This is a genomic window from Rossellomorea aquimaris, assembly GCF_020171925.1.
In the GTDB taxonomy this organism is placed as follows: Bacteria; Bacillota; Bacilli; order Bacillales; family Bacillaceae_B; genus Rossellomorea; species Rossellomorea aquimaris_F.
Window position 1 is genome coordinate 1,112,467 of sequence record NZ_JAIVAR010000001.1, and the last position, 18,748, is coordinate 1,131,214.

21 protein-coding genes and 1 riboswitch are annotated in these 18,748 nt (G+C 45.7%); of the genes, 5 read left to right on the forward strand and 16 right to left on the reverse strand.

Annotated elements, in window-relative coordinates; all coding sequences use genetic code 11:
* Nucleotides 1–91: 91 nt before the first annotated feature.
* The 13 genes from LCM10_RS05765 to LCM10_RS05825 form a co-directional block, all read right to left on the reverse strand.
* Nucleotides 92–1,285, reverse strand: coding sequence for a bifunctional 3,4-dihydroxy-2-butanone-4-phosphate synthase/GTP cyclohydrolase II (locus tag LCM10_RS05765; protein ID WP_224875205.1), 1,194 nt, complete (start codon nucleotides 1,283–1,285; stop codon nucleotides 92–94).
* 17 nt (nucleotides 1,286–1,302) lie between these two features.
* Nucleotides 1,303–1,959 (reverse strand): riboflavin synthase, encoded by a 657-nt coding sequence (gene ribE / locus LCM10_RS05770; RefSeq protein WP_224875206.1) that lies wholly within the window; start codon nucleotides 1,957–1,959, stop codon nucleotides 1,303–1,305.
* Between the two features lie 4 nt (nucleotides 1,960–1,963).
* Nucleotides 1,964–3,070, reverse strand: coding sequence for a bifunctional diaminohydroxyphosphoribosylaminopyrimidine deaminase/5-amino-6-(5-phosphoribosylamino)uracil reductase RibD (gene ribD, locus LCM10_RS05775; protein WP_224875207.1), 1,107 nt, complete (start codon nucleotides 3,068–3,070; stop codon nucleotides 1,964–1,966).
* A 149-nt stretch (nucleotides 3,071–3,219) separates the two neighbouring features.
* A riboswitch (FMN riboswitch) is annotated at nucleotides 3,220–3,364 on the reverse strand.
* A gap of 178 nt (nucleotides 3,365–3,542) precedes the next feature.
* Nucleotides 3,543–3,860, reverse strand: a complete 318-nt coding sequence (locus LCM10_RS05780) for a four-helix bundle copper-binding protein (RefSeq protein WP_224875208.1) — start codon at nucleotides 3,858–3,860, stop codon at nucleotides 3,543–3,545.
* A gap of 50 nt (nucleotides 3,861–3,910) precedes the next feature.
* Nucleotides 3,911–4,609 (reverse strand): hypothetical protein, encoded by a 699-nt coding sequence (locus LCM10_RS05785; protein WP_224875209.1) that lies wholly within the window; start codon nucleotides 4,607–4,609, stop codon nucleotides 3,911–3,913.
* A 183-nt stretch (nucleotides 4,610–4,792) separates the two neighbouring features.
* A complete protein-coding gene (locus LCM10_RS05790) occupies nucleotides 4,793–5,662 on the reverse strand; it encodes a patatin family protein (RefSeq protein WP_224875616.1) in 870 nt (289 codons plus the stop codon).
* A gap of 18 nt (nucleotides 5,663–5,680) precedes the next feature.
* Entirely contained in the window at nucleotides 5,681–6,064 is a 384-nt protein-coding gene (locus tag LCM10_RS05795) for an NUDIX domain-containing protein (RefSeq protein WP_224875210.1), read from the reverse strand.
* Nucleotides 6,065–6,074: 10 nt separating this feature from the next.
* Nucleotides 6,075–6,935 (reverse strand): GNAT family N-acetyltransferase, encoded by an 861-nt coding sequence (locus LCM10_RS05800; RefSeq protein WP_224875211.1) that lies wholly within the window; start codon nucleotides 6,933–6,935, stop codon nucleotides 6,075–6,077.
* 117 nt (nucleotides 6,936–7,052) lie between these two features.
* A complete protein-coding gene (locus LCM10_RS05805; RefSeq protein WP_224875212.1) occupies nucleotides 7,053–7,829 on the reverse strand; it encodes an ABC transporter permease in 777 nt (258 codons plus the stop codon).
* Nucleotides 7,826–8,728 (reverse strand): ABC transporter ATP-binding protein, encoded by a 903-nt coding sequence (locus LCM10_RS05810; protein WP_224875213.1) that lies wholly within the window; start codon nucleotides 8,726–8,728, stop codon nucleotides 7,826–7,828. Before LCM10_RS05810 ends, LCM10_RS05805 begins: the two co-directional genes overlap by 4 nt.
* A complete protein-coding gene (locus LCM10_RS05815) occupies nucleotides 8,725–8,940 on the reverse strand; it encodes a PLD nuclease N-terminal domain-containing protein (protein ID WP_224875214.1) in 216 nt (71 codons plus the stop codon). Before LCM10_RS05815 ends, LCM10_RS05810 begins: the two co-directional genes overlap by 4 nt.
* Nucleotides 8,941–9,522: 582 nt before the next feature.
* Nucleotides 9,523–10,515, reverse strand: coding sequence for a helix-turn-helix transcriptional regulator (locus tag LCM10_RS05820; RefSeq protein WP_224875215.1), 993 nt, complete (start codon nucleotides 10,513–10,515; stop codon nucleotides 9,523–9,525).
* A 197-nt stretch (nucleotides 10,516–10,712) separates the two neighbouring features.
* On the reverse strand, nucleotides 10,713–11,036 hold the full coding sequence (locus LCM10_RS05825) for a DUF4870 domain-containing protein (protein WP_224875618.1): 324 nt from the start codon (nucleotides 11,034–11,036) through the stop codon (nucleotides 10,713–10,715).
* A 184-nt stretch (nucleotides 11,037–11,220) separates the two neighbouring features.
* Here LCM10_RS05825 and LCM10_RS05830 point away from each other — a divergent pair, with 184 nt between their 5' ends.
* The 4 genes from LCM10_RS05830 to LCM10_RS05845 all read left to right on the forward strand — a co-directional run bounded on the left by LCM10_RS05830 (nucleotide 11,221) and on the right by LCM10_RS05845 (nucleotide 14,712).
* Complete coding sequence (locus LCM10_RS05830; RefSeq protein WP_224875216.1) at nucleotides 11,221–12,000, forward strand: undecaprenyl-diphosphate phosphatase; 780 nt, start codon at nucleotides 11,221–11,223, stop codon at nucleotides 11,998–12,000.
* Nucleotides 12,001–12,010: 10 nt separating this feature from the next.
* Nucleotides 12,011–12,610, forward strand: coding sequence for a DedA family protein (locus LCM10_RS05835; protein ID WP_224875217.1), 600 nt, complete (start codon nucleotides 12,011–12,013; stop codon nucleotides 12,608–12,610).
* 130 nt (nucleotides 12,611–12,740) lie between these two features.
* Nucleotides 12,741–13,871 (forward strand): amidohydrolase, encoded by a 1,131-nt coding sequence (locus LCM10_RS05840; RefSeq protein ID WP_224875218.1) that lies wholly within the window; start codon nucleotides 12,741–12,743, stop codon nucleotides 13,869–13,871.
* A 283-nt stretch (nucleotides 13,872–14,154) separates the two neighbouring features.
* Nucleotides 14,155–14,712, forward strand: coding sequence for a GNAT family N-acetyltransferase (locus tag LCM10_RS05845; RefSeq protein ID WP_224875219.1), 558 nt, complete (start codon nucleotides 14,155–14,157; stop codon nucleotides 14,710–14,712).
* Between the two features lie 128 nt (nucleotides 14,713–14,840).
* Here LCM10_RS05845 and LCM10_RS05850 read toward each other — a convergent pair whose 3' ends face one another.
* Complete coding sequence (locus LCM10_RS05850; RefSeq protein WP_224875220.1) at nucleotides 14,841–14,993, reverse strand: DUF2639 domain-containing protein; 153 nt, start codon at nucleotides 14,991–14,993, stop codon at nucleotides 14,841–14,843.
* Nucleotides 14,994–15,052: 59 nt separating this feature from the next.
* A complete protein-coding gene (locus LCM10_RS05855) occupies nucleotides 15,053–16,123 on the reverse strand; it encodes an undecaprenyldiphospho-muramoylpentapeptide beta-N-acetylglucosaminyltransferase (protein WP_224875221.1) in 1,071 nt (356 codons plus the stop codon).
* A gap of 304 nt (nucleotides 16,124–16,427) precedes the next feature.
* Here LCM10_RS05855 and LCM10_RS05860 point away from each other — a divergent pair, with 304 nt between their 5' ends.
* Complete coding sequence (locus tag LCM10_RS05860; RefSeq protein ID WP_224875222.1) at nucleotides 16,428–17,792, forward strand: MATE family efflux transporter; 1,365 nt, start codon at nucleotides 16,428–16,430, stop codon at nucleotides 17,790–17,792.
* A gap of 39 nt (nucleotides 17,793–17,831) precedes the next feature.
* Here the strand turns inward: LCM10_RS05860 and LCM10_RS05865 are convergent, their stop codons facing one another.
* Complete coding sequence (locus tag LCM10_RS05865) at nucleotides 17,832–18,644, reverse strand: SDR family oxidoreductase (protein ID WP_224875223.1); 813 nt, start codon at nucleotides 18,642–18,644, stop codon at nucleotides 17,832–17,834.
* Nucleotides 18,645–18,748: the final 104 nt, after the last annotated feature.

The window sequence follows — 18,748 nt, forward strand, 5'->3', positions numbered from 1 at the left end:
GTGTCGTTTTCAAAAAAAACTTGCAAGGGGAATATCAATGTCAGGTCATCTTTCTCCACATGTCCCCGACGCGACTATCCCAGAACCTAATTTAAAACTTCAACAAATGCCCTAGCTTCGCATGCTTCGTTTTCAAATACTTTTCATTTTCAAGCTTTGCTGGTATCTGGATCGGCACACGGTCGACGATTTCCAAGCCGTAGCCTTTGATTCCGGCGATTTTACGGGGGTTATTCGTCAACAGCTTGATGCGCTGTATGTTCAAATCCCTAAGGATCTGGGCTCCTATGCCGTATTCCCTCAAGTCTGCTCCGAAACCGAGCTTATGGTTGGCTTCCACCGTATCGAGGCCTTCCTCTTGGAGCTTGTACGCCTTCAATTTATTAATGAGTCCGATGCCTCGCCCTTCTTGCCTCATATACAACAGGACCCCTTGTCCCGCTTCCTCGATCTGTGAGAGTGCAGTGGCAAGCTGAGGTCCGCAATCGCATCGATTCGAACCGAAGACATCACCCGTCAGGCATTCTGAGTGGACCCTGACCAGCACTTCCTCCCCTTCATTCCATTCACCTTTGACGAGGGCGATATGTTCTTTTCCTGTCAGATTCTCCGTGTAAGCGACGGCCTTGAATTGACCGAAATCGGTTGGCAATTGAATTTCCACTTCACGGGTGACGAGCATTTCTTTTTTACGGCGGTAACGGATCAGTTCTTCGATCGTGATGATTTTGAGATCCCATTTCTCCGCAATTTTCATCAGCTCCGGTACCCTTGCCATCGAGCCGTCTTCGTTCATGATTTCACAGATCACCCCTGCAGGGTTCCCGCCTGCGATGGTTGCGAGGTCAATTGCCGCTTCCGTATGGCCTGCACGTTTTAAAACGCCGCCTTTCTTAGCCACGAGTGGGAATACATGTCCCGGGCGTTTGAAATCGTCGGGTTGTGAATCAGGATTCAGTAGCTGACGGATGGTTTCAGAACGCTCGAATGCGCTGATCCCGGTCGTCGATGTCCGGTGATCGATACTGATTGTAAATGCGGTGCCGTGTGGATCTGTATTTTGATCTGTCATCGGTGAGAGTTTCAGTTTGGTTGAAAGCTCCTCTGAAATCGGGGCGCAGATCAGGCCTCTTCCTTCCTTCGCCATGAAGTTGATGACTTCCGGGGTAGCCTTGTCGGCAAGCGCAATGAAGTCCCCTTCATTCTCACGATTTTCATCATCGACCACGATGACGATGTTCCCGTTCTGCAGATCTTCAATCGCTTCTTCTATCGTATGGAACACTTGAAACTCCTCCTCCGTTAATCGGCAAAACCGTGTTGATTTAAGAAATCATAGCTGATCTTACTTGATCTAGTTTGTTTATGCTGTGTCTGTTCGTAAAATCGGTGAAAATATTTGGCCATCACATCGCATTCCAGATTGACTGCATCGCCGATTTTCTTAGCTCCGAGAATGGTATCCCCTCTCGTCTGGGGGATGAGCGAAACGGTGATGGATTGATCCGTCAATCCAAATACAGTCAGTGACGTGCCATCGATCGCAACCGACCCCTTCATGATGAAATAGGGAGAAAGTTCTTTCGGAATCGAGATTTCAACATAAACGGCATTTTCCACCTGTTCAAGCTTCGTAATCGTCCCGATTCCATCAACGTGGCCGTTTACGAAGTGCCCGCCGAAACGGCCGCCTGCTGCCATCGCCCTTTCCAGGTTGACACTGGAGCCTGCGGATAAGCTCCTGAGAGTGGTCGCTTCGAACGTTTCCGGCATTACGTCAACCGTGAACTGCCTGTCGGTGAACGATGTCACGGTCAAACATACGCCGTTCACACTAATGCTGTCACCGGTCCCGACATCCTCAAGGATGTTCTTTGCATCGATGGTCAAAATCATGGATGCTGCCGATTTTCTTATTTGATTGACCTTGCCGATTTCCTCAATGATTCCTGTAAACAATTCATCACCCTTCTTTCGACCTGCTATCCTTCTTTGGGACAGCCACTATTTTAATATCCTGCCCGATTGTATCAATCGATAGGATATCCATCTCCAGTCCTTCAATAATGGAAGATGCGCCGGCTCCTCCAAAGCTTGAGAATGCATTTCTTCCCCCTATGAGCTTTGGTGCCATGTACATGATGAGCTCCTGAAAACATCGTTCTTCAAGGAATGAACCATGTATCGTAGAACCACCTTCAACATAGACTGATTGGATCGACCTTGTACCGAGCTCTGTCAGAACATGTTCAAGGCTGATTGAACGACCTGGGAGTGATATGACCTCACATCCCGCTTCTACATACGGTTGTTTCGCGTCTTCTGTCACTGATTCGTTTGTCATAATGATGGTCTTGCTTTCGTGATCGTTGACAACGTTGGATGCCAACGGAGTTCTTAAATCATGATCTAGGATTATTCGAATGGGGTTTTTTCCACCTTGGGGCAAACGGGTGGTAAGGTGCGGGTTATCGCGGATGATGGTGTTGACTCCAACTAGTATCGCATCATGCCGGTGGCGATCATAGTGGACATCGAGCCTTGATTGTTCTGACGTGATCCATTTGCTGTCTCCCGAATGGGCTGCAGTCTTGCCGTCTAGTGTGACGGCTGTCTTTAACGTTACATAAGGCTTCTTATACTTCATAAAATGAAAGAAAAATTTATTAAGTTCCAACGCTTCTTCCTGGCATTCGCCTAGATGAACATCAATTCCTGCCTTCCGGAGTTGTTCGATTCCACTTCCCGATACCAGTGGATTCGGATCGGTCGTGGCAATGAACACCCTCTTGATGCCGCTGGATATGATGAGCTGTGAGCATGGTGGTGTTCTTCCATGATGCGAGCAAGGTTCAAGGGTGACATAAATGTCTGCACCCGCCGCTTTCTCTCCTGCAGCCTCGATCGCATGCACTTCTGCATGACCTTCTCCAGCTTTCAGATGTGCGCCCATCCCGACAATCGCTCCGTCCTTTACGACGACTGCGCCCACTGCGGGGTTCGGGGACGTCTGACCCTGAGTGGCTCTGGCCATGTTCAGTGCCAGTTCCATATATTCACTGTGTGTCAATTTGTTACCTCCTTTCTTTCCAGATAAAAAATAAAACCCCAAGAGTATACACTTGGGGAGATTGGCATGATAAATAAACGCATTTAATGTTAATTTTCAGAAAACGATACTCATCAGTATACGTCCGTCTACTTAACCACTAAATACTGCCTTTCCTTCTCCCATCCAGACTTTCACTGTCGGCTTTGGAGTTTCACCAAATCCACCGCCTGATTTTCATCAGCCGGGTCACGGACTGAGAGCATACTGCTCATCACCGCCGGTAGGGAATTCCACCCTGCCCCGAAGGAAACCTATTCGATTAATAGTATTCTATCATAGTTTTTCTCATTTGTTCACGCAAGATACTCATATGTCCTTAAAATTTGAAACATTTGCACTATCTTTCATGCATTAAAGTATCGGCACGATCACGTATACAGCACTTTAACGTAAAAAAGAACGCTCCTGCCATGAGAAGCATTCTCCAGTCTTATATGATCTTCCTGCATTCTTCCGCACAACGCCTGCATGCTTCGGCACAATCCTTGCAGTGCCGATGATCGTGTGAATTGCACTCCCTGAAGCAAGCATCACAAATATCAGCGCATAGAGCGAGGATCCCAGGTACAAATTTGCTGCTCCTCTGAATGGCCCCGATCGCATAGGAACAAATCTCAGCGCATTCACGATCAAGCTCGATACATTGCATCATCCTCTGTTCTTCCTTCAATGAAGCGTGATAGCAGACATTGCAGGCCTCCATGCACGCAGCAAGTGACAACAGACAGTCTTTATATGATGCATTCATCAGCATCACCTCCCTATAGGATAGGGTTCCCAAACTCTCTGAAAGGATGACTAGGAGGTCAGGAAATAATCCCGATCGACTAGCCATAAAAAGATGAGCATCCAATCGTCCGACTCCCGGTACGCCTCATAAAACGTAATGTGACTATGATGATGATCGAACAGATGCTGAAAGCTTTGAGGAAGATATCCTTTTTGCAGGGAAAGTCGATTGACTCCCTTATAATTTAAAATCCATCGTTTACTACCCTTATACAACAGTACGGTATCACCGCTTTCTACATGGCTCCATTCAATGGCCGTCGTACTGTGGTAGTTCAATTTGAACTCAAGCTTCGCTTCCTCATGGGCAATGGTGAGCCACCTGCTCCATTTACTGATGGCCAGCGGCATTTTGTCCTTGCGATGGAAGACATAGTGCTTAGGATTATTGATGAGAGATGTACGTTGAAGCGAATAACTCGACCATCCGTTCGACTTTAGGTAATAGAACCCCTCTTTTGTCTTGACACCGATCAGTGCCTGACTGGAGACGGGTATGTCTTCATAAAATAATCGGGTTGCCTTCCTGATTTCCTTTTTGATGCTGTGGCTGAGATAAAGATTGGTCATGGCTGGTATGAACAATAGTAGAGGGAAATAATACAGTGTTTTGACGACAAGAAGCATCCCGACTCCCATCAGGAAATACATGATGCCGTGATATAGCAATGTATGTTGTTCGTTTCGATAGATCTGATAAAGGTTCATGAAATGCTCGTCCTTTCCACGAATCATTATCATCTATATGTTCCCGATGCAAAAAAAAGACCGTTTAAACAGGTCTTTTTGATTCTTGGTCCATGTGGGATGATGGTTCTGACCTTGTCGGGGGGGCCGGTTCATGAAGGACTCCTTGCCCCTCCATCATAGGAGCAAGGATCTGTTAATCGCTCACACCAGGACTGGTGAAGGATTTGCCCACTGCATGATCTCTTTGTGCTTTTTCTTTGCATCCTCATACCCCTGTTTGTACAGGTCATCCAGCTTGTTCGGGTTCTTTTCGACCCTGCTTACCTTTAAGGGCTGCTGGGGCTGGATGATGATGACACTTCCCTCTTTTTCACGTTCTTCCAGCTCTTTCACTGTCTGGTTATACACCATATATCGGTTCATCAACGTTTTGTGGAGCTCGGGATAGTGAGGATATTTTCGTTTGATAAAGAATGAAAATCGGGATGGCTTCTTGAAGTAGCCCCTATTTCTCGTTAAGACGACGATGTTCTTCTTGAAACCATCTTGTTCTGCTTTATCAATCGGAATCGGATCGCTGATTCCACCGTCCAGGAGATGATGTGACCCGAACTCCACAACCGGTGCGAAGAATGGAAGTGAACTAGATGCGCGAATGATCGTCAACAAATCCTCCCCGTAATCATTTCTGGAAAAGTAGCGTGGCTTTCCGCTGTGACAATCAGTGGTCCCGACAACAAATTCGGTTTCACTTTCATTGAATGCCTTATAATCATATGGCACGAGCTTATTCGGTATTTCATCAAACACATAATCCATCCCGAATAGCTCCCCGGTCTTCCAATAGTTTCTCCAGCTTAAATAGTTGGGATCGCGGATGAATCCGATATTCACCTTCTTATTTCGCCCCGCTTGCCTCGAAATATAGGATGCAGCGTTGCATGCACCGGCAGAAACACCGACTACATAAGGAAAATGAACATCATTTTCCAATAAATACTCTAGCACCCCGGCTGTGTAAATGCCCCTCATCCCACCGCCTTCAAGGACGAGTCCTGTATCCTGAATCATCATAACAATATGCCCTCCTCACCGCTTCTTGAGCAACATAGATTTTACTTCCTCTGGATAAAGCGCCTTGTCATCAAGGCTTTTGAGTCCGATCCAGCAAGGGAGGTACGTCCCCTCTCCGGTGCGGTATTCTTCACCATTCCCCTTACCCAATGTACCGTTATATTTTCCTGCAAAATAATACTTTTGTGAACCATTTTGCTCAAACTCAAGGGCCAGTTGAAGATTCTCGACTTGAATGCCAAGCTCTTCGGCCGCTTCCCGTTTCGCAGCTTCTTCAAATGACTCCCCTTCTTCCACTCCACCTCCTGGAATCACATAGTAGATGGTCTGTCCTTTCGTTCGTTTAATGACCGCTAATTGTTCATTCTCAACCAGCAGGATTCCTGCTCTATTTCTCATTTTTATCCTCCTAAAGTGGAATCAGCTTCGCATCGCACACCTTTTCATAAAACTCGACAGGTCCCGCTTCTTTCAATACGGCATACATATAATCCTGGTTTTTCATTTCATTCAATGCTGCGTAAAGGAGTTTTTTCCCCACTCCCGATTCCCGGTGTTCTGGTATGACCCCCATCGGCCCATACACACCCTTCTTCTTTAAATAAACATCAAATGCGGCAAAACCGATCAATTCACCATCTTCTTCAGCGATAAAAATCGGGATCCCTCCACTGGGTGTGCTGAACCCATTTTGGATCGTCCGGCCCCACTCTTCACCGAAACGACTCCTGACAAAGGAAACGACGTCCTCCCTATCCTCCGTTGAGGCTTGCCTGATGTTCACTGAAGGGACTTTTTCCACATTCCACTCACTTCCGGGTAAATATACTATAAGATCCCTTGCAGCGGTCACGGTCTGATACAATTTCTCATAGTCCATGGCACGAAGCGCTGATAATGCGCTCTCTTCCTTTTCAGCTACACGAAAAAAAGCCTTCAACACATGCCCTTCATTAAGGTAGATTTGATTGTATCTTTTCATGATTTCCACTGCCGACATCCATATGGTCCGGGCTTCAGCCGACAACGGTAAGCTGAAAGGCCAGCTGCCCTGCCCGCACTCATTCTTTTCGTGAGCTCCATACTCGTCTAATAAATGTACATTCTCCTCGACAAGATGGTGCATCTCGAGCAAGGTCCCTTCCTTTACTTGAGATGCACCGATGAATAAATCCACACTCTGAATGAACCTGTGATTTTTCCGTTCGGCGATCCTTTCCGCTTCCGCAATCAACTTCTTCACTTTCCCAGTCAGCCTGTATCGTTCCATCTGCCAGCCCCCTCTTCTTCTCCCTTATTTCGACACATCCTGCCATGTCCCCTTCCTATTCATGTAGAAAGAGCTACACTCAATTAAAAAGGCCGGCCTAATTCGGCCAGCCCTTACTCAAGTAAGTTCTTTTTTTCTGAACAGATGAGGCGTCAGGAACAATAGGAGGATGCAGACCAATCCCGTTACCATCAGTGCAGCGTTCAGATCGCCGCTCCAACCCAAGCCGTTCAAAATGTCAGCCACATATGAGGAAAGCCGGGATGGAGACCATTTCATGGCTTCCGGCAGGGTCCCGGAAATGAAACTGAGTACGAGGGAAATCGCGATGGTGGAGAAGGCAGCGAGACCCGATGCTTTGACGAGCGAACTGAAGAAAATGAGCATCGTCAGAATAAATGTCAGCCACACCCCATACACAAACAACGATTGAAAAAAACGATCCGCGGAAATATCTTCGAATAATAGATTGATATAATACCAGCTCGACACCATGCCAGCTAGATAGGAAACCCAAAGTAGGACGAAACTTCCTGCCCATTTTGAGTAGATATAGGCATGATAGGAGACGGGCTTGACCAGCACCATCGCTGCCGTACCGTTTTTTCTTTCCCCCGAAATGGTCGACATAAATGAAAGAACGATTAACAGTACTCCCAATGTGTTGAACTGGCCGATCGTTGACATCAGGATTTCAGGTGACGATGGAGGTGGAATTTCAATGACCGCACCGTCCGGCAGATCACCGATGGAATCAAGGATATCAGGTAAGTAATACGCTGTCAGCGGTTCTGTCAATCCTATGATCATGAACACGATCGGCATCCAGATCCATTTGAAATTCCTGGCCGATTCCTTCATCTCTTTTCTAAATAAAACCCATGCAATCTTCATACCCTCATCACCTTCATAAAGAGATCCTCTAAGCTAAGCTTGCTGCTTTCAACCTTGACCACCGGCCACTCACCCTCAGAGATCAGCTTGAATAAGCGATTACGGTCCCTTTTCAATTCTTCCACTTGGAGTAAGAGGGAGTCATGTTCCTCCTTAACGGAATCCACCCACGGTAATCCTTTCAAATCATCTATATAAGGTGTTGGCCTCCCTTCGAACTCAATGCGCAACGAGAGAGTCTGATGCTTTGATTTAATGTCCGAAAGGGATCCCTGTTCGATGAGTTTGCCGTTATACAGGAATAATACTTCATCACAGACCTGTTCCGCATCATTCAAAATATGCGTGGAAAACAGGATGGTCGTCTCTTCTTTCAATCGTTGAAGGAGATCGAGGACTTCCCTGCGTCCAAAGGGATCAAGAGCTGATACCGGCTCATCGAGGATAATCAGTTTAGGCTGATGAATCAACGCCTGTGCAATGCCAAGCCTTTGCTTCATCCCGCCGGAATAGTGATGGATCTTTCTGTCTTTCCCCTCCGACAAACCGACCATTTCCACCAATTCTTCACTTCTTTGCCTTGATTTTGCTTTCGATAACCCGGCAATCTCACCGGAAAACTGTAGATACTCAAACCCGCTCATCCATTCAAAAAAAGAAGGGTATTGTGGAAGATAGCCGATCATCGACCGGATATCCCCAGAATGGCCGGGAGTATGGATCTTTCCACCTGTAGGCTCGATCAGACCGGCAAGCATGTTCAGCGAGGTCGTTTTCCCAGCCCCATTCGGACCGATCAACGCCGTGCAGTTCCCTTGTTTCAACTGAAACGTAATGCGTTCCACTGCATGCTTTTCTTTGTACCTCTTTTCAAGGTCCGCTACCTCCAGGACGTTCATCCGTTTTGTCTCCTTCCGAAAATGAAGTAGATGATCGGACCGATGACATTGATGAAGAGGACAACTAATAACCAAACCCATTTTGGCCCATTCGTATCCTTGATTTTGATCAAGTCGATGACGGCAATCACCATAAGAACCAATTGTATAAGAATAAGCGGAGCGATCAGCCCCCAATTTATCGTTTGAAATGCCTGTTGTAACTCCTGCATGTTCATTCCTCCTTTGGATTTTCTATAGATAAGACGTTGAGCAAACGAAATCGTTCATTTTTTTTGAAAGAGTGATCATTTTTTTAGCTATTTTCGTAAAAATTATCGCTTTAGGAGGAGCAAGTAGTGGTTGATTTGTTCTTCAGGTGCTCGCTTTCCGCGGGGCGTGAGGTGAGCCTCTTCGGACACGTGTGACCTCAACTTTCCCTCAGGAGTCGAACTACAGGAGCTCCAATCAACAATCAAAGCCTCGTTTTTGACCATAAAAAAGTAAACCTAAAACATCCTCCAGAAGCATGCCACTTCCAATGCCCGAAGTAACTCATTGCAAACAATAATGGAGACACACTTTCTTTGTTGAATCCAATAGTAAGTATCTGAGCATATTAAAAAACCGAACGAACATTCGTTAACATGACGTGAATGCGTTCGGTTTTATCCAACTAATTATGTAGTAAATTTCCTAGAGTCTCAGGTTGTTCCCGCTGTTGACTGTTAAGCAGGACGGAGACTCCCATGGAAGCGAGGTTCTGCACAAACAATCAATAGTGGAAATGACCGTAATGAAATTTCATTTACCCTTCAATCATAAAGCTCATACATTTTCGCAACTTCTTCTTTTACCGTTTCCAATAAGGACGGAGGTGAAATCACTTTTGCGTTTGATCCAAAATTCAGGATCCAGTTGACCAGGCCTCCACTTATCCTCGCTTTGGTCGATAGAATGAAATGGTGCTCATCATCTTTCTGGATGTCTACATCTTTCCCGAACTTGTCAATGATGACATTGATCAGTTGATTGTGGAACTTTATTTTGATCCACTCTTCATCCCCGGCAAACATATGAAAGGTGGATTGAACATATTTAGACACATCAAATGATTCGTACGGGAAGGACTCATTTAATATGTTCACGTTCCGTAACCGGTCGACCCGATAATGACGGATTTGTCCCGCCTCGTAATAATACGCGATCAGATAATAGAAATCATTGGCCCATGTCAGGGCGTAAGGTTTCACTTTGTACAGCCGGCCCTCATGACTGAGATTGAAGTTCTTATCAATGTCATACCTGCCATATTGAAACGTGACGATGTTCCTTTCGGTGATCGCGTGATGGAGGTCATGGATCGCTAATCTGATGAATGGGCTTTCGCTCTTTATGGAAGAATCCACCTGTATCTCATTTTGGAGCTTCTTCCCTTGATGCGTGCTTGCCAGTTTTTTGATTTTACCGATGAGCTGACGCGTTTCTTGTTTCGTGATGAACTTAGCCGACACAACTGCATCGACGAGCATCCGGAGTTCGTGCAGCTCAAACAAGCGGTACTGGTGGCTGTAGTATTTCGGTAGGCCGTCTTTTTCTTGATTGATGGTGACATCGAAAGAATGGTTGATTAGATGATTGATATCATCCTTTAATGAATTTTTGTTGAGTTTGACGTCTGGCCCGTATATTTGCTTGAAACGATGGATGATATCATCAAGGCTCAGCTCATGCTCTTCATCCGTCTCCTGGGAAAAGATGTTCATCAACCTAAGCAGCCTTTCCTTATTATCGATCCTTGTCATCATTCTTCCCCTCTTCCTTATGTCCTCGCAAGCTCTTTATCTATGTATGTGAGAAGTTATTATTTTTATCTAAATTACCAAGTCTTCTGCACGATTGTCAATGAAATTCCAGATAAATGAGTAAGAGCCCATACGTTTCACCCATGAGCCCTTACTGATCCTCCATATGAATGACGATTGCCCATTACACTAGAAGTTCCTTATTTAAAAAAGTGAATGACCGTCGGGATGCGGTATCGCTCTCCCTCATACGCTTTAATGGCTGCTATGATTGTAAATACAAGGGCAAGCACGCCGACAATCGGAACGAGTATCATTCCAATCAGGATAATGACGAGGATGCTGCTGACAATTCCATAAATCGTGTAAGAAATCAGGAAGTTCAAATATTCCTTCCCGTGATAATCGACAAATTCAGAATCATCCCGCTTCAACAGCCACAGGATGACCGGGCCGATGAATACCGTAAAAAAGCTTAATACATAAATAAGTGCCGCCATCAATCGTTCATCTTTTTCAGGCATCATGTTCCTCCTTATGAACCATATTCTGTTCTCTTCTATAACTACGTTTCTACGCTTCTAAAGTTTCATCCCACGCAAAAATAAATTCACCTGGAAGAACTTTTTCATGAATCGGTGCATCGTTGAATATACGTTAAGTGAGGTGGTTTGTCCAACGGAATTCACATGAAAGGTACGGTGCAAAATGGATAAATTTGAAGCATTCATACTTGGGATCATTCAAGGATTGACGGAGTTCCTGCCCATTTCCAGTACGGGCCATTTATATCTTGGAAGATTTGCATTCGGACTCGAGGACGCAGGATTATTTCTTGATACGATGCTCCATATCGGCACATTGGTTGCCGTTCTTGTCTTTTACCAGAAAGAACTAATTCACATGATCAAGCATCCATTCTGCAAGCTTTCCTTGATCCTCGTGGTCGGGACGATCCCTGCTGTCATCATCGGTTTATTGTTCGAGGATTTCTTCGATGCGATTTCAAAAAGCGGCACAACAATCGGATGGGAGTTCCTGGCAACGGGATTGATCATGTACTTGGCGGATGGTGTGAAGGGCGGGTACAAAAAACTGGATGACATTCATTTCACTGATGCCCTGGTGATCGGTAGCTTTCAGGCAGCAGCCATCTTTCCTGCATTATCCAGGTCAGGTCTTACGATTGCAGCCGGACTGTTCAGGAAACTCGACCGGGAGACCGCGGCCTACTTTTCCTTCCTTCTTTCCACTCCTGCCATCATTGGAGGAATTGTATTCCAAAGTAAAGAGCTCTTCACCGGGCATGTAGAAGCGGTCTCATTCTCGAGCCTTGCCGTAGGAACGGTTACCGCAGCCGTCTTTGGCTACTTGGCGATCGTGACGATGGTCAATTTCCTTAAGAAGCATTCATTGAAAGTTTTTTCTTATTATGTTTGGGCACTGGGGATATTGATCCTCTTTCTTCAATTTTCAGGCCTGATGTAGGGGGATGCAGATGAACCACGAATGGTTAGTCAATATGTTGACCGTTTTGACGGATTGGGGTTATGTAGGAATCGCACTCGCATTGATGGTCGAGGTGATCCCGAGCGAACTTGTATTGAGCTATGCAGGATTTTTGGTGAGTTCTGGCAAGTTGACGTTCATCGGTGCGTTTCTCGGTGGTGTCATCGGTGGTACGGTCGCCCAGCTTTTTCTGTATTGGCTGGGATATTACGGTGGAAGACCGTTTTTTAAGAAATATGGAAAATATTTATTTATCTCAGAGAAACATATCGAATCGGCCGAGGGATGGTTTGATCGATATGGTACAATCGTCATCTTCACGGCACGATTCATTCCGATTGTTCGCCATGCGATCAGCATCCCGGCCGGAATCAGCCGGATGTCGCTTGCCGCATTCACACTTTATACATTTGCAGCCATGCTTCCATGGACGCTCCTATTCCTTGTCATCGGAATGGAACTCGGCATACACTGGGAGCATATAGAAGTCATCGGAGTGAGATACATCAAACCATTGAGTATTTTGGCGATTGCTGCAACGTTTATGTACCTTCTCTTCTCCCGCATCCTGAACAAGAAGAAAGCGTGACTTCTTTTTTTCAATGAAAATGTTTACAATGGTACTAATATCACACGGATATCGTGATTCTGGTTGATGCAAGGATCAACCAATCGTCACATACGAAAATCCATACACTAATAAAATGAAAGGAATTGCCATGAATCCGATACTATTAATCAATGCAGCCATTTACCCAATCACTTCAGCCCCGATCCCAAAAGGATCCGTCTTTATATCTAATGGAAAAATCATGAATATCTATCCTCAAGTCGTGGAAGCCCCGCCTGATATCCAGGTGATCGACTGCGAAGGCAAGTTCTTATTACCAGGTTTCATTGACTCCCACACGCATCTCGGATTATATGATGAAGGAACCGGTTGGGCCGGGAACGATGCGAATGAAACAATCGAGCCGATGACCCCTCATATCCGTGCATTCGATGGTGTGTACCCGTTCGATCCAGGCTTCCAGGATGCCCTACGGTATGGTGTGACCTCCGTCAATATCATGCCCGGGAGTGCGAACGTCATCGGTGGTACAACATCCGTCATTAAAACATACGGAACATCCATCCGGTCAATGCTGATCAAGGAGACCTCTGGCCTTAAACTGGCGCTCGGTGAGAATCCGAAACGGATTCACAGTAATGGGAACAATGACTCCATTACCCGGATGGGCATCATGGGCATGTTGCGCGAGGCTTTTTTCTCTGCCAAGTATTGCGACCAGCCGGAAGAATTGAGGGTCGCCCCGTTGGTTTCTGCATTGAAAAGGGAAATCCCTGTGAGGATCCATGCCCATCGTGCCGATGACATCCTTTCGGCGCTGCGCTTTGCAGAGGAATTCAATCTTGACCTCCGGATCGAGCATTGTACAGAAGGTCATCTGATTGCAGACGAACTGAAGGGGAAAAACTTGAAAGTATCAGTCGGCCCCACGTTCACAAGGCGGTCGAAAGTGGAGTTAAAGAACAAATCGTGGATCACCTATCAGAAGTTGACAGAAGCTGGTGTCGAAGTATCCATTACCACCGATCACCCCTACACGCCGATCCAGTACTTGAACATGTGTGCGGCGATTGCGGTACGTGAGGGTCTTGACGAACGTAAAGCATTGGAAGGGATTACGATCCTGCCTGCTAAAAACCTTGGTGTAGACGACCGGATCGGGTCACTCGAGTCCGGAAAGGACGCAGATTTGGTAGTGTGGAGCCACCACCCCTTCCACTTTATGGCAAAGCCGGTCATGACCATGGTCAACGGGGAAATAGTGTTTCAAAATTTGTAGAAATTTGTTATAAATTTTTATCGAAATTCATCTATTTACCTATTCCCTTTTTATTTATTTTCAGATATGATACAGAAGGATAATATATTTCCGATTACATTGTTCTTAAACGCCATCTATTTCTAATAGAGCGATTGTAATGGAGGGAAGGCAAAAGGTGCGCCACCAGTTTCTTGACTGGTCTTAGTGGGTTCGATTCCCACCCCGAAATTTTTTAGTTAACTTTTAAAAATTTCGAGGGTGGATTCGTACGCATGAAGACTGCCCTCAAGGAGGGTCTACTATGATCAAGAAACGTGAATTACATGAGTGTCATACTCTTTATGACCTGATGGTGCACCCTGATGTCTTCCCTTTTGTACGTCAAAAAGCACACTCTTACGAAGAATTCCTGTTCTTAACAAAACAGACGATCGAAGCAGAAGAACGAGGCGAACTGATCACACGCACCATCGTGGATGAATGGGGTAACCCAATCGGCACCATCAATTTGTTCGATGTCCAAGAGAACGCCGGTTTCCTTGGTACATGGATCGGCAAGCCGTATCACGGTAAAGGGTACAACAAACCAGCTAAGGATGCATTCTTCCATGAGCTATTCTACGAGCTCGGAATGGAAACCATCTTCATGAGGATCAGAAAAGTGAATACCCGCTCCCTGAAAGCAGCACAAAAACTTCCATATGTTGTCTGTGCGAACGAAACAAGAAAAGCACTTTATGACCAGTTGAATGCAGTCGAAGACGTGTACGATCTTTATGAAATCCCTAAAGACCTCTACACCCTTCATTTGTATCAAACAACTGCCGAGCTACAAGAAGAACAAGCTTTGGAAGCTTGACCTATATAAATACTGATCGACTCACCACACCGGGGAGTCGTTTTTTTCATTCAATCCTAAAAATCCTCACTTTAAAAAGCCTGATTCAATGGTTGGAACACCACTTGAATCAGGCTTTCTTCCTTCTTTCATCTTTTCATTTTTTCCAATTTATCAAAATAAAGATTTCTCACCACATACGTCTTGTAGTTTTCAAGCTTGCGTTTCTCGACCGGATGATAATTGAGCCCCATCTTTTTCAGCTCCTTGATGTACCACCCTTTGGAATATTGATAACTCATACCATCCTCTCCCCTTCACCGATTTATACACTATATGCATGAAGGGCGGGATTGAGTTATCATTTTGACATCGATGAAAGTTCTCGAACCATATCCTGGATCGTGAACGCCTTCTGACCGTTCTTCATATTGGAGAGAATTTTTTCACCGCTTCCTTGGAGTTCGTTCACTTTGTTCATGAACGTCTCTTTCGTCAACTCTTCTTCTTCGAGCTTTAACGCGTACCCATGCTTCACAAATGAGTTCGCGTTCAGAATCTGATCCCCTCTGCTCGCTTCCCTGGAAAGGGGGATGAGAAGCATCGGCTTCTTCAGCGCAAGAAATTCGAAGATGGAGTTCGAACCTGCCCTTGAAATCACATAGTCCGTCATCGCCAAATAATGCGGCAGATCGGCTTTGATGAATTCATACTGCCGATATCCCTTTTGCTCGTACTGCTCTTCGATATTTCCCTTTCCGCAAATGTGGATGATTTGGAAAGCATCCAATAACTGAGTGAGATTGCTCCTGACAGCTTCATTGATTTTTCTCGCACCCAAACTGCCGCCCATGATCATGAGGACAGGCTTATCTTCGTAATACCCAGAAAGCCTCTTCCCTTCAGCTTTATCCCCCTTGAACAATTCCTCGCGGATGATGGCACCCGCGCATAATGATTTATCTTTTGGCAAGGATTTGACCGTTTCAGGGAACGTTGTGAAGATCTTGGTCGCAAACGGGACAGCCAGCTTGTTTGCCAAGCCGGGTGTGACGTCGGATTCATGGATGGCGACAGGAACCTTCGCCATCTTCGCAGCCATCACAACAGGGACGGAAACAAAGCCACCCTTTGAGAAGATGATATCGGGTTTCGTTTTTCGAATGACGGATAACGCATCCATGACCCCCTTCATCACCCTGAATGGATCAGTGAAGTTCTTCCAGGAAAAGTAACGTCTCAGCTTTCCGCTTGAAATACTTTTATATGGGATATGAGGAAACTGATCGGTGATGATTTCTTTTTCAATTCCATCCTCTGAACCGATATACGTAACCTGCCACCCTTCCTTTTCAAATTGTGGAATCAATGCTGTATTCACTGTCACGTGACCGGCGGAACCCCCGCCGGTAAAAAGGATATGTTTCGTCATGTATATGTACTCCTATCTCATAATTTCGTTCACTTATGTGTTTTTTTAAGTCCAGATGAATGGCAATCTGCCTTCAGATGCACCCTCTTAATAAACTATCAATATACACTTTATCAAAAATGGGACCAGGATAGAACAACGAATTGCTCTTTCCTTATATTCCCCGTTAAAAGAAATCCACACCTGATCTTTTTCATACCTTCTAAAGTGGCATTGTGATAAAGTAATGTAGTGTATTCATATTGGGTTCACTGCTTCCATCAACGTAAGCACTTTAACCAAGAACGAGGAGATTGAACAACAAATGAAACAAACCTATACGATAAAAGAAAAGCTTGGGCAGTTTTCAATCATTCTGATCCCGATCTTAATCACTCAACTTGGCATGTTTGCCATGAATTTCTTCGATACGATCATGTCCGGTCAATTTTCGCCTGTCGACCTTGCAGGTGTAGCCATCGGATCATCCCTATGGGTGCCTGTATTCACAGGACTGAGCGGTATCCTGCTCGCGGTGACTCCGATTGTTGCACAGCTTGTCGGAGGCGGTGAAAAGAAAAAAGTCCCTCAGACCGTTTTCCAGGGTGTGTATGCAGCCATCGCTCTGTCACTGACGGTTATGATCATCGGCCTACTGGTCCTGGACCCCATCCTTGACGCTATGAGCCTTGAAGCGGATGTTCGGAATATTGCCAAGGATTACCTGATCGCCTTGTCATTCGGGATGATCCCCTTGTTCATTTACAATGTTCTACGGTCTTTCATCGATGCACTCGGAATGACGAGGGTGACGATGTTCATCACATTATTATCGCTTCCGATCAACGTGATGTTGAATTATCTATTTATCTTCGGGAAATTGGGACTGCCTGCATTCGGCGGCATCGGTGCCGGTTATGCTTCCGCGATCACGTATTGGGTCATCACCATCGTCGCGTTCTGGGTGATTCATACGAAACAACCGTTTCAACGCTTCCAGATCTTTCACACCGTCCAAAAGCCCGATCCCCGAAGATGGAAAGAAATCTTCTGTATCGGCGTTCCAATCGGGTTATCAATATTCTTTGAAGTGAGCATTTTTTCTGCGGTGACATTGCTGATGAGCACATACAGCACTTCAGTCATCGCCGCGCATCAGGCTGCAATCAATTTCGCATCTTTTTTATACATGATCCCTTTGAGCATTTCAATGGCACTCACGATTGTCGTCGGCTTCGAAGTGGGGGCGAAACGTTTGAAGGATGCGAAGGCTTACAGCTGGATGGGCGTCATCATTGCCCTGATCCTTGCCCTTCTGTACGGGGTCATCCTGTTCCTGTTCAAGGACGGGATTTCAACCATTTACACTGATGATGCGTATGTTCTTGAACTGACTGGCCACTTCCTCTTGTACGCGGTATTCTTTCAGCTCTCCGATGCCATCCAGGCACCCGTCCAGGGCGCACTGAGAGGGTACAAGGATGTGAATATCACCTTTATGATGGCGCTGATTTCCTACTGGATCATCGGTCTGCCACTTGGTTATTTACTCGCCAATTATACGGAGTTCGGCCCATACGGGTATTGGCTCGGCCTCACTTCCGGCCTGACAGCGGGTGCCGTGACCCTATCGGCAAGATTGATTCTGATCCAAAAGAGATTCAGAAAAGAATATGCGGTTGAACGCTAAGAAAGAAAAGAGATTCACCCTCGGGATGAATCTCTTTTCCTATTTATGAAAGATCTTACCCAATACATCTTTTCCGCCGGTCACCGGAATGACCGCACCCGTGATGAAATCCGATTCTTCCCTGCACAGGAATTCAACGACCCTTGCCAAATCCTTACCGGTACCAGGCCTCCCCACTGGTGTGGTCTGATCGTTCCTCTCTTGCGCACGCCCGATTTCATCTTCCTTCCAATCCCCTACGATATCGCCGGGACAGACCATATTGGCCGTGATGCCGTTTTTCGCTTCCTCAATGGAAATCGTCCTCGTGAACGAGGCAAGTCCCGCTTTGGCGGCTGCAAAGGCAGACCGGTAGATCCAACCAGGTGACGTTTCAACTCGATCATAACCGAACGTGATGATCCTCCCCCACTTTTTTTGCCGCATGGAAGGTATCAATAATCTTGTTAGGTAGAATACACTATTCAAATTTCCATTCACGATGTAATTCCATTCTTCCGGAGAATATTCATCAAACGTCTTTCTTTCCTTAACATAAGGACCTGCATTATGGATCAAGATATCGATTCCGCCGTGCTTTTCATTGATCAGACCAGCCATCCGTTCACAATCGGAAGGGGCGGAAATATCGCCACTCAGGGCAAAAGCACTGTTACCATACTTGTCCCGTAGAGACTGGACGAAATTCTCCGCATGCTCCTCATCACTTCTATAATTGATGAACACGGTATATCCATTCTTCGAAAACTCGAGGGCCGTTCGGCTTCCGATTCCCTTTGAACCGCCTGTTATCAATACAGATTTCTGTTTCTTCACCATCATCCACTCCAGATACTCTTTATATATCTCCATAGTAAGAATCATTCGATTGAAAAGCAAATCTTAGCTGTTGCTACGATGTTCATCTTCTGTGTTCACAATTTATAGAGCCGCTTCACTTTGTTGAAGGTCTCATT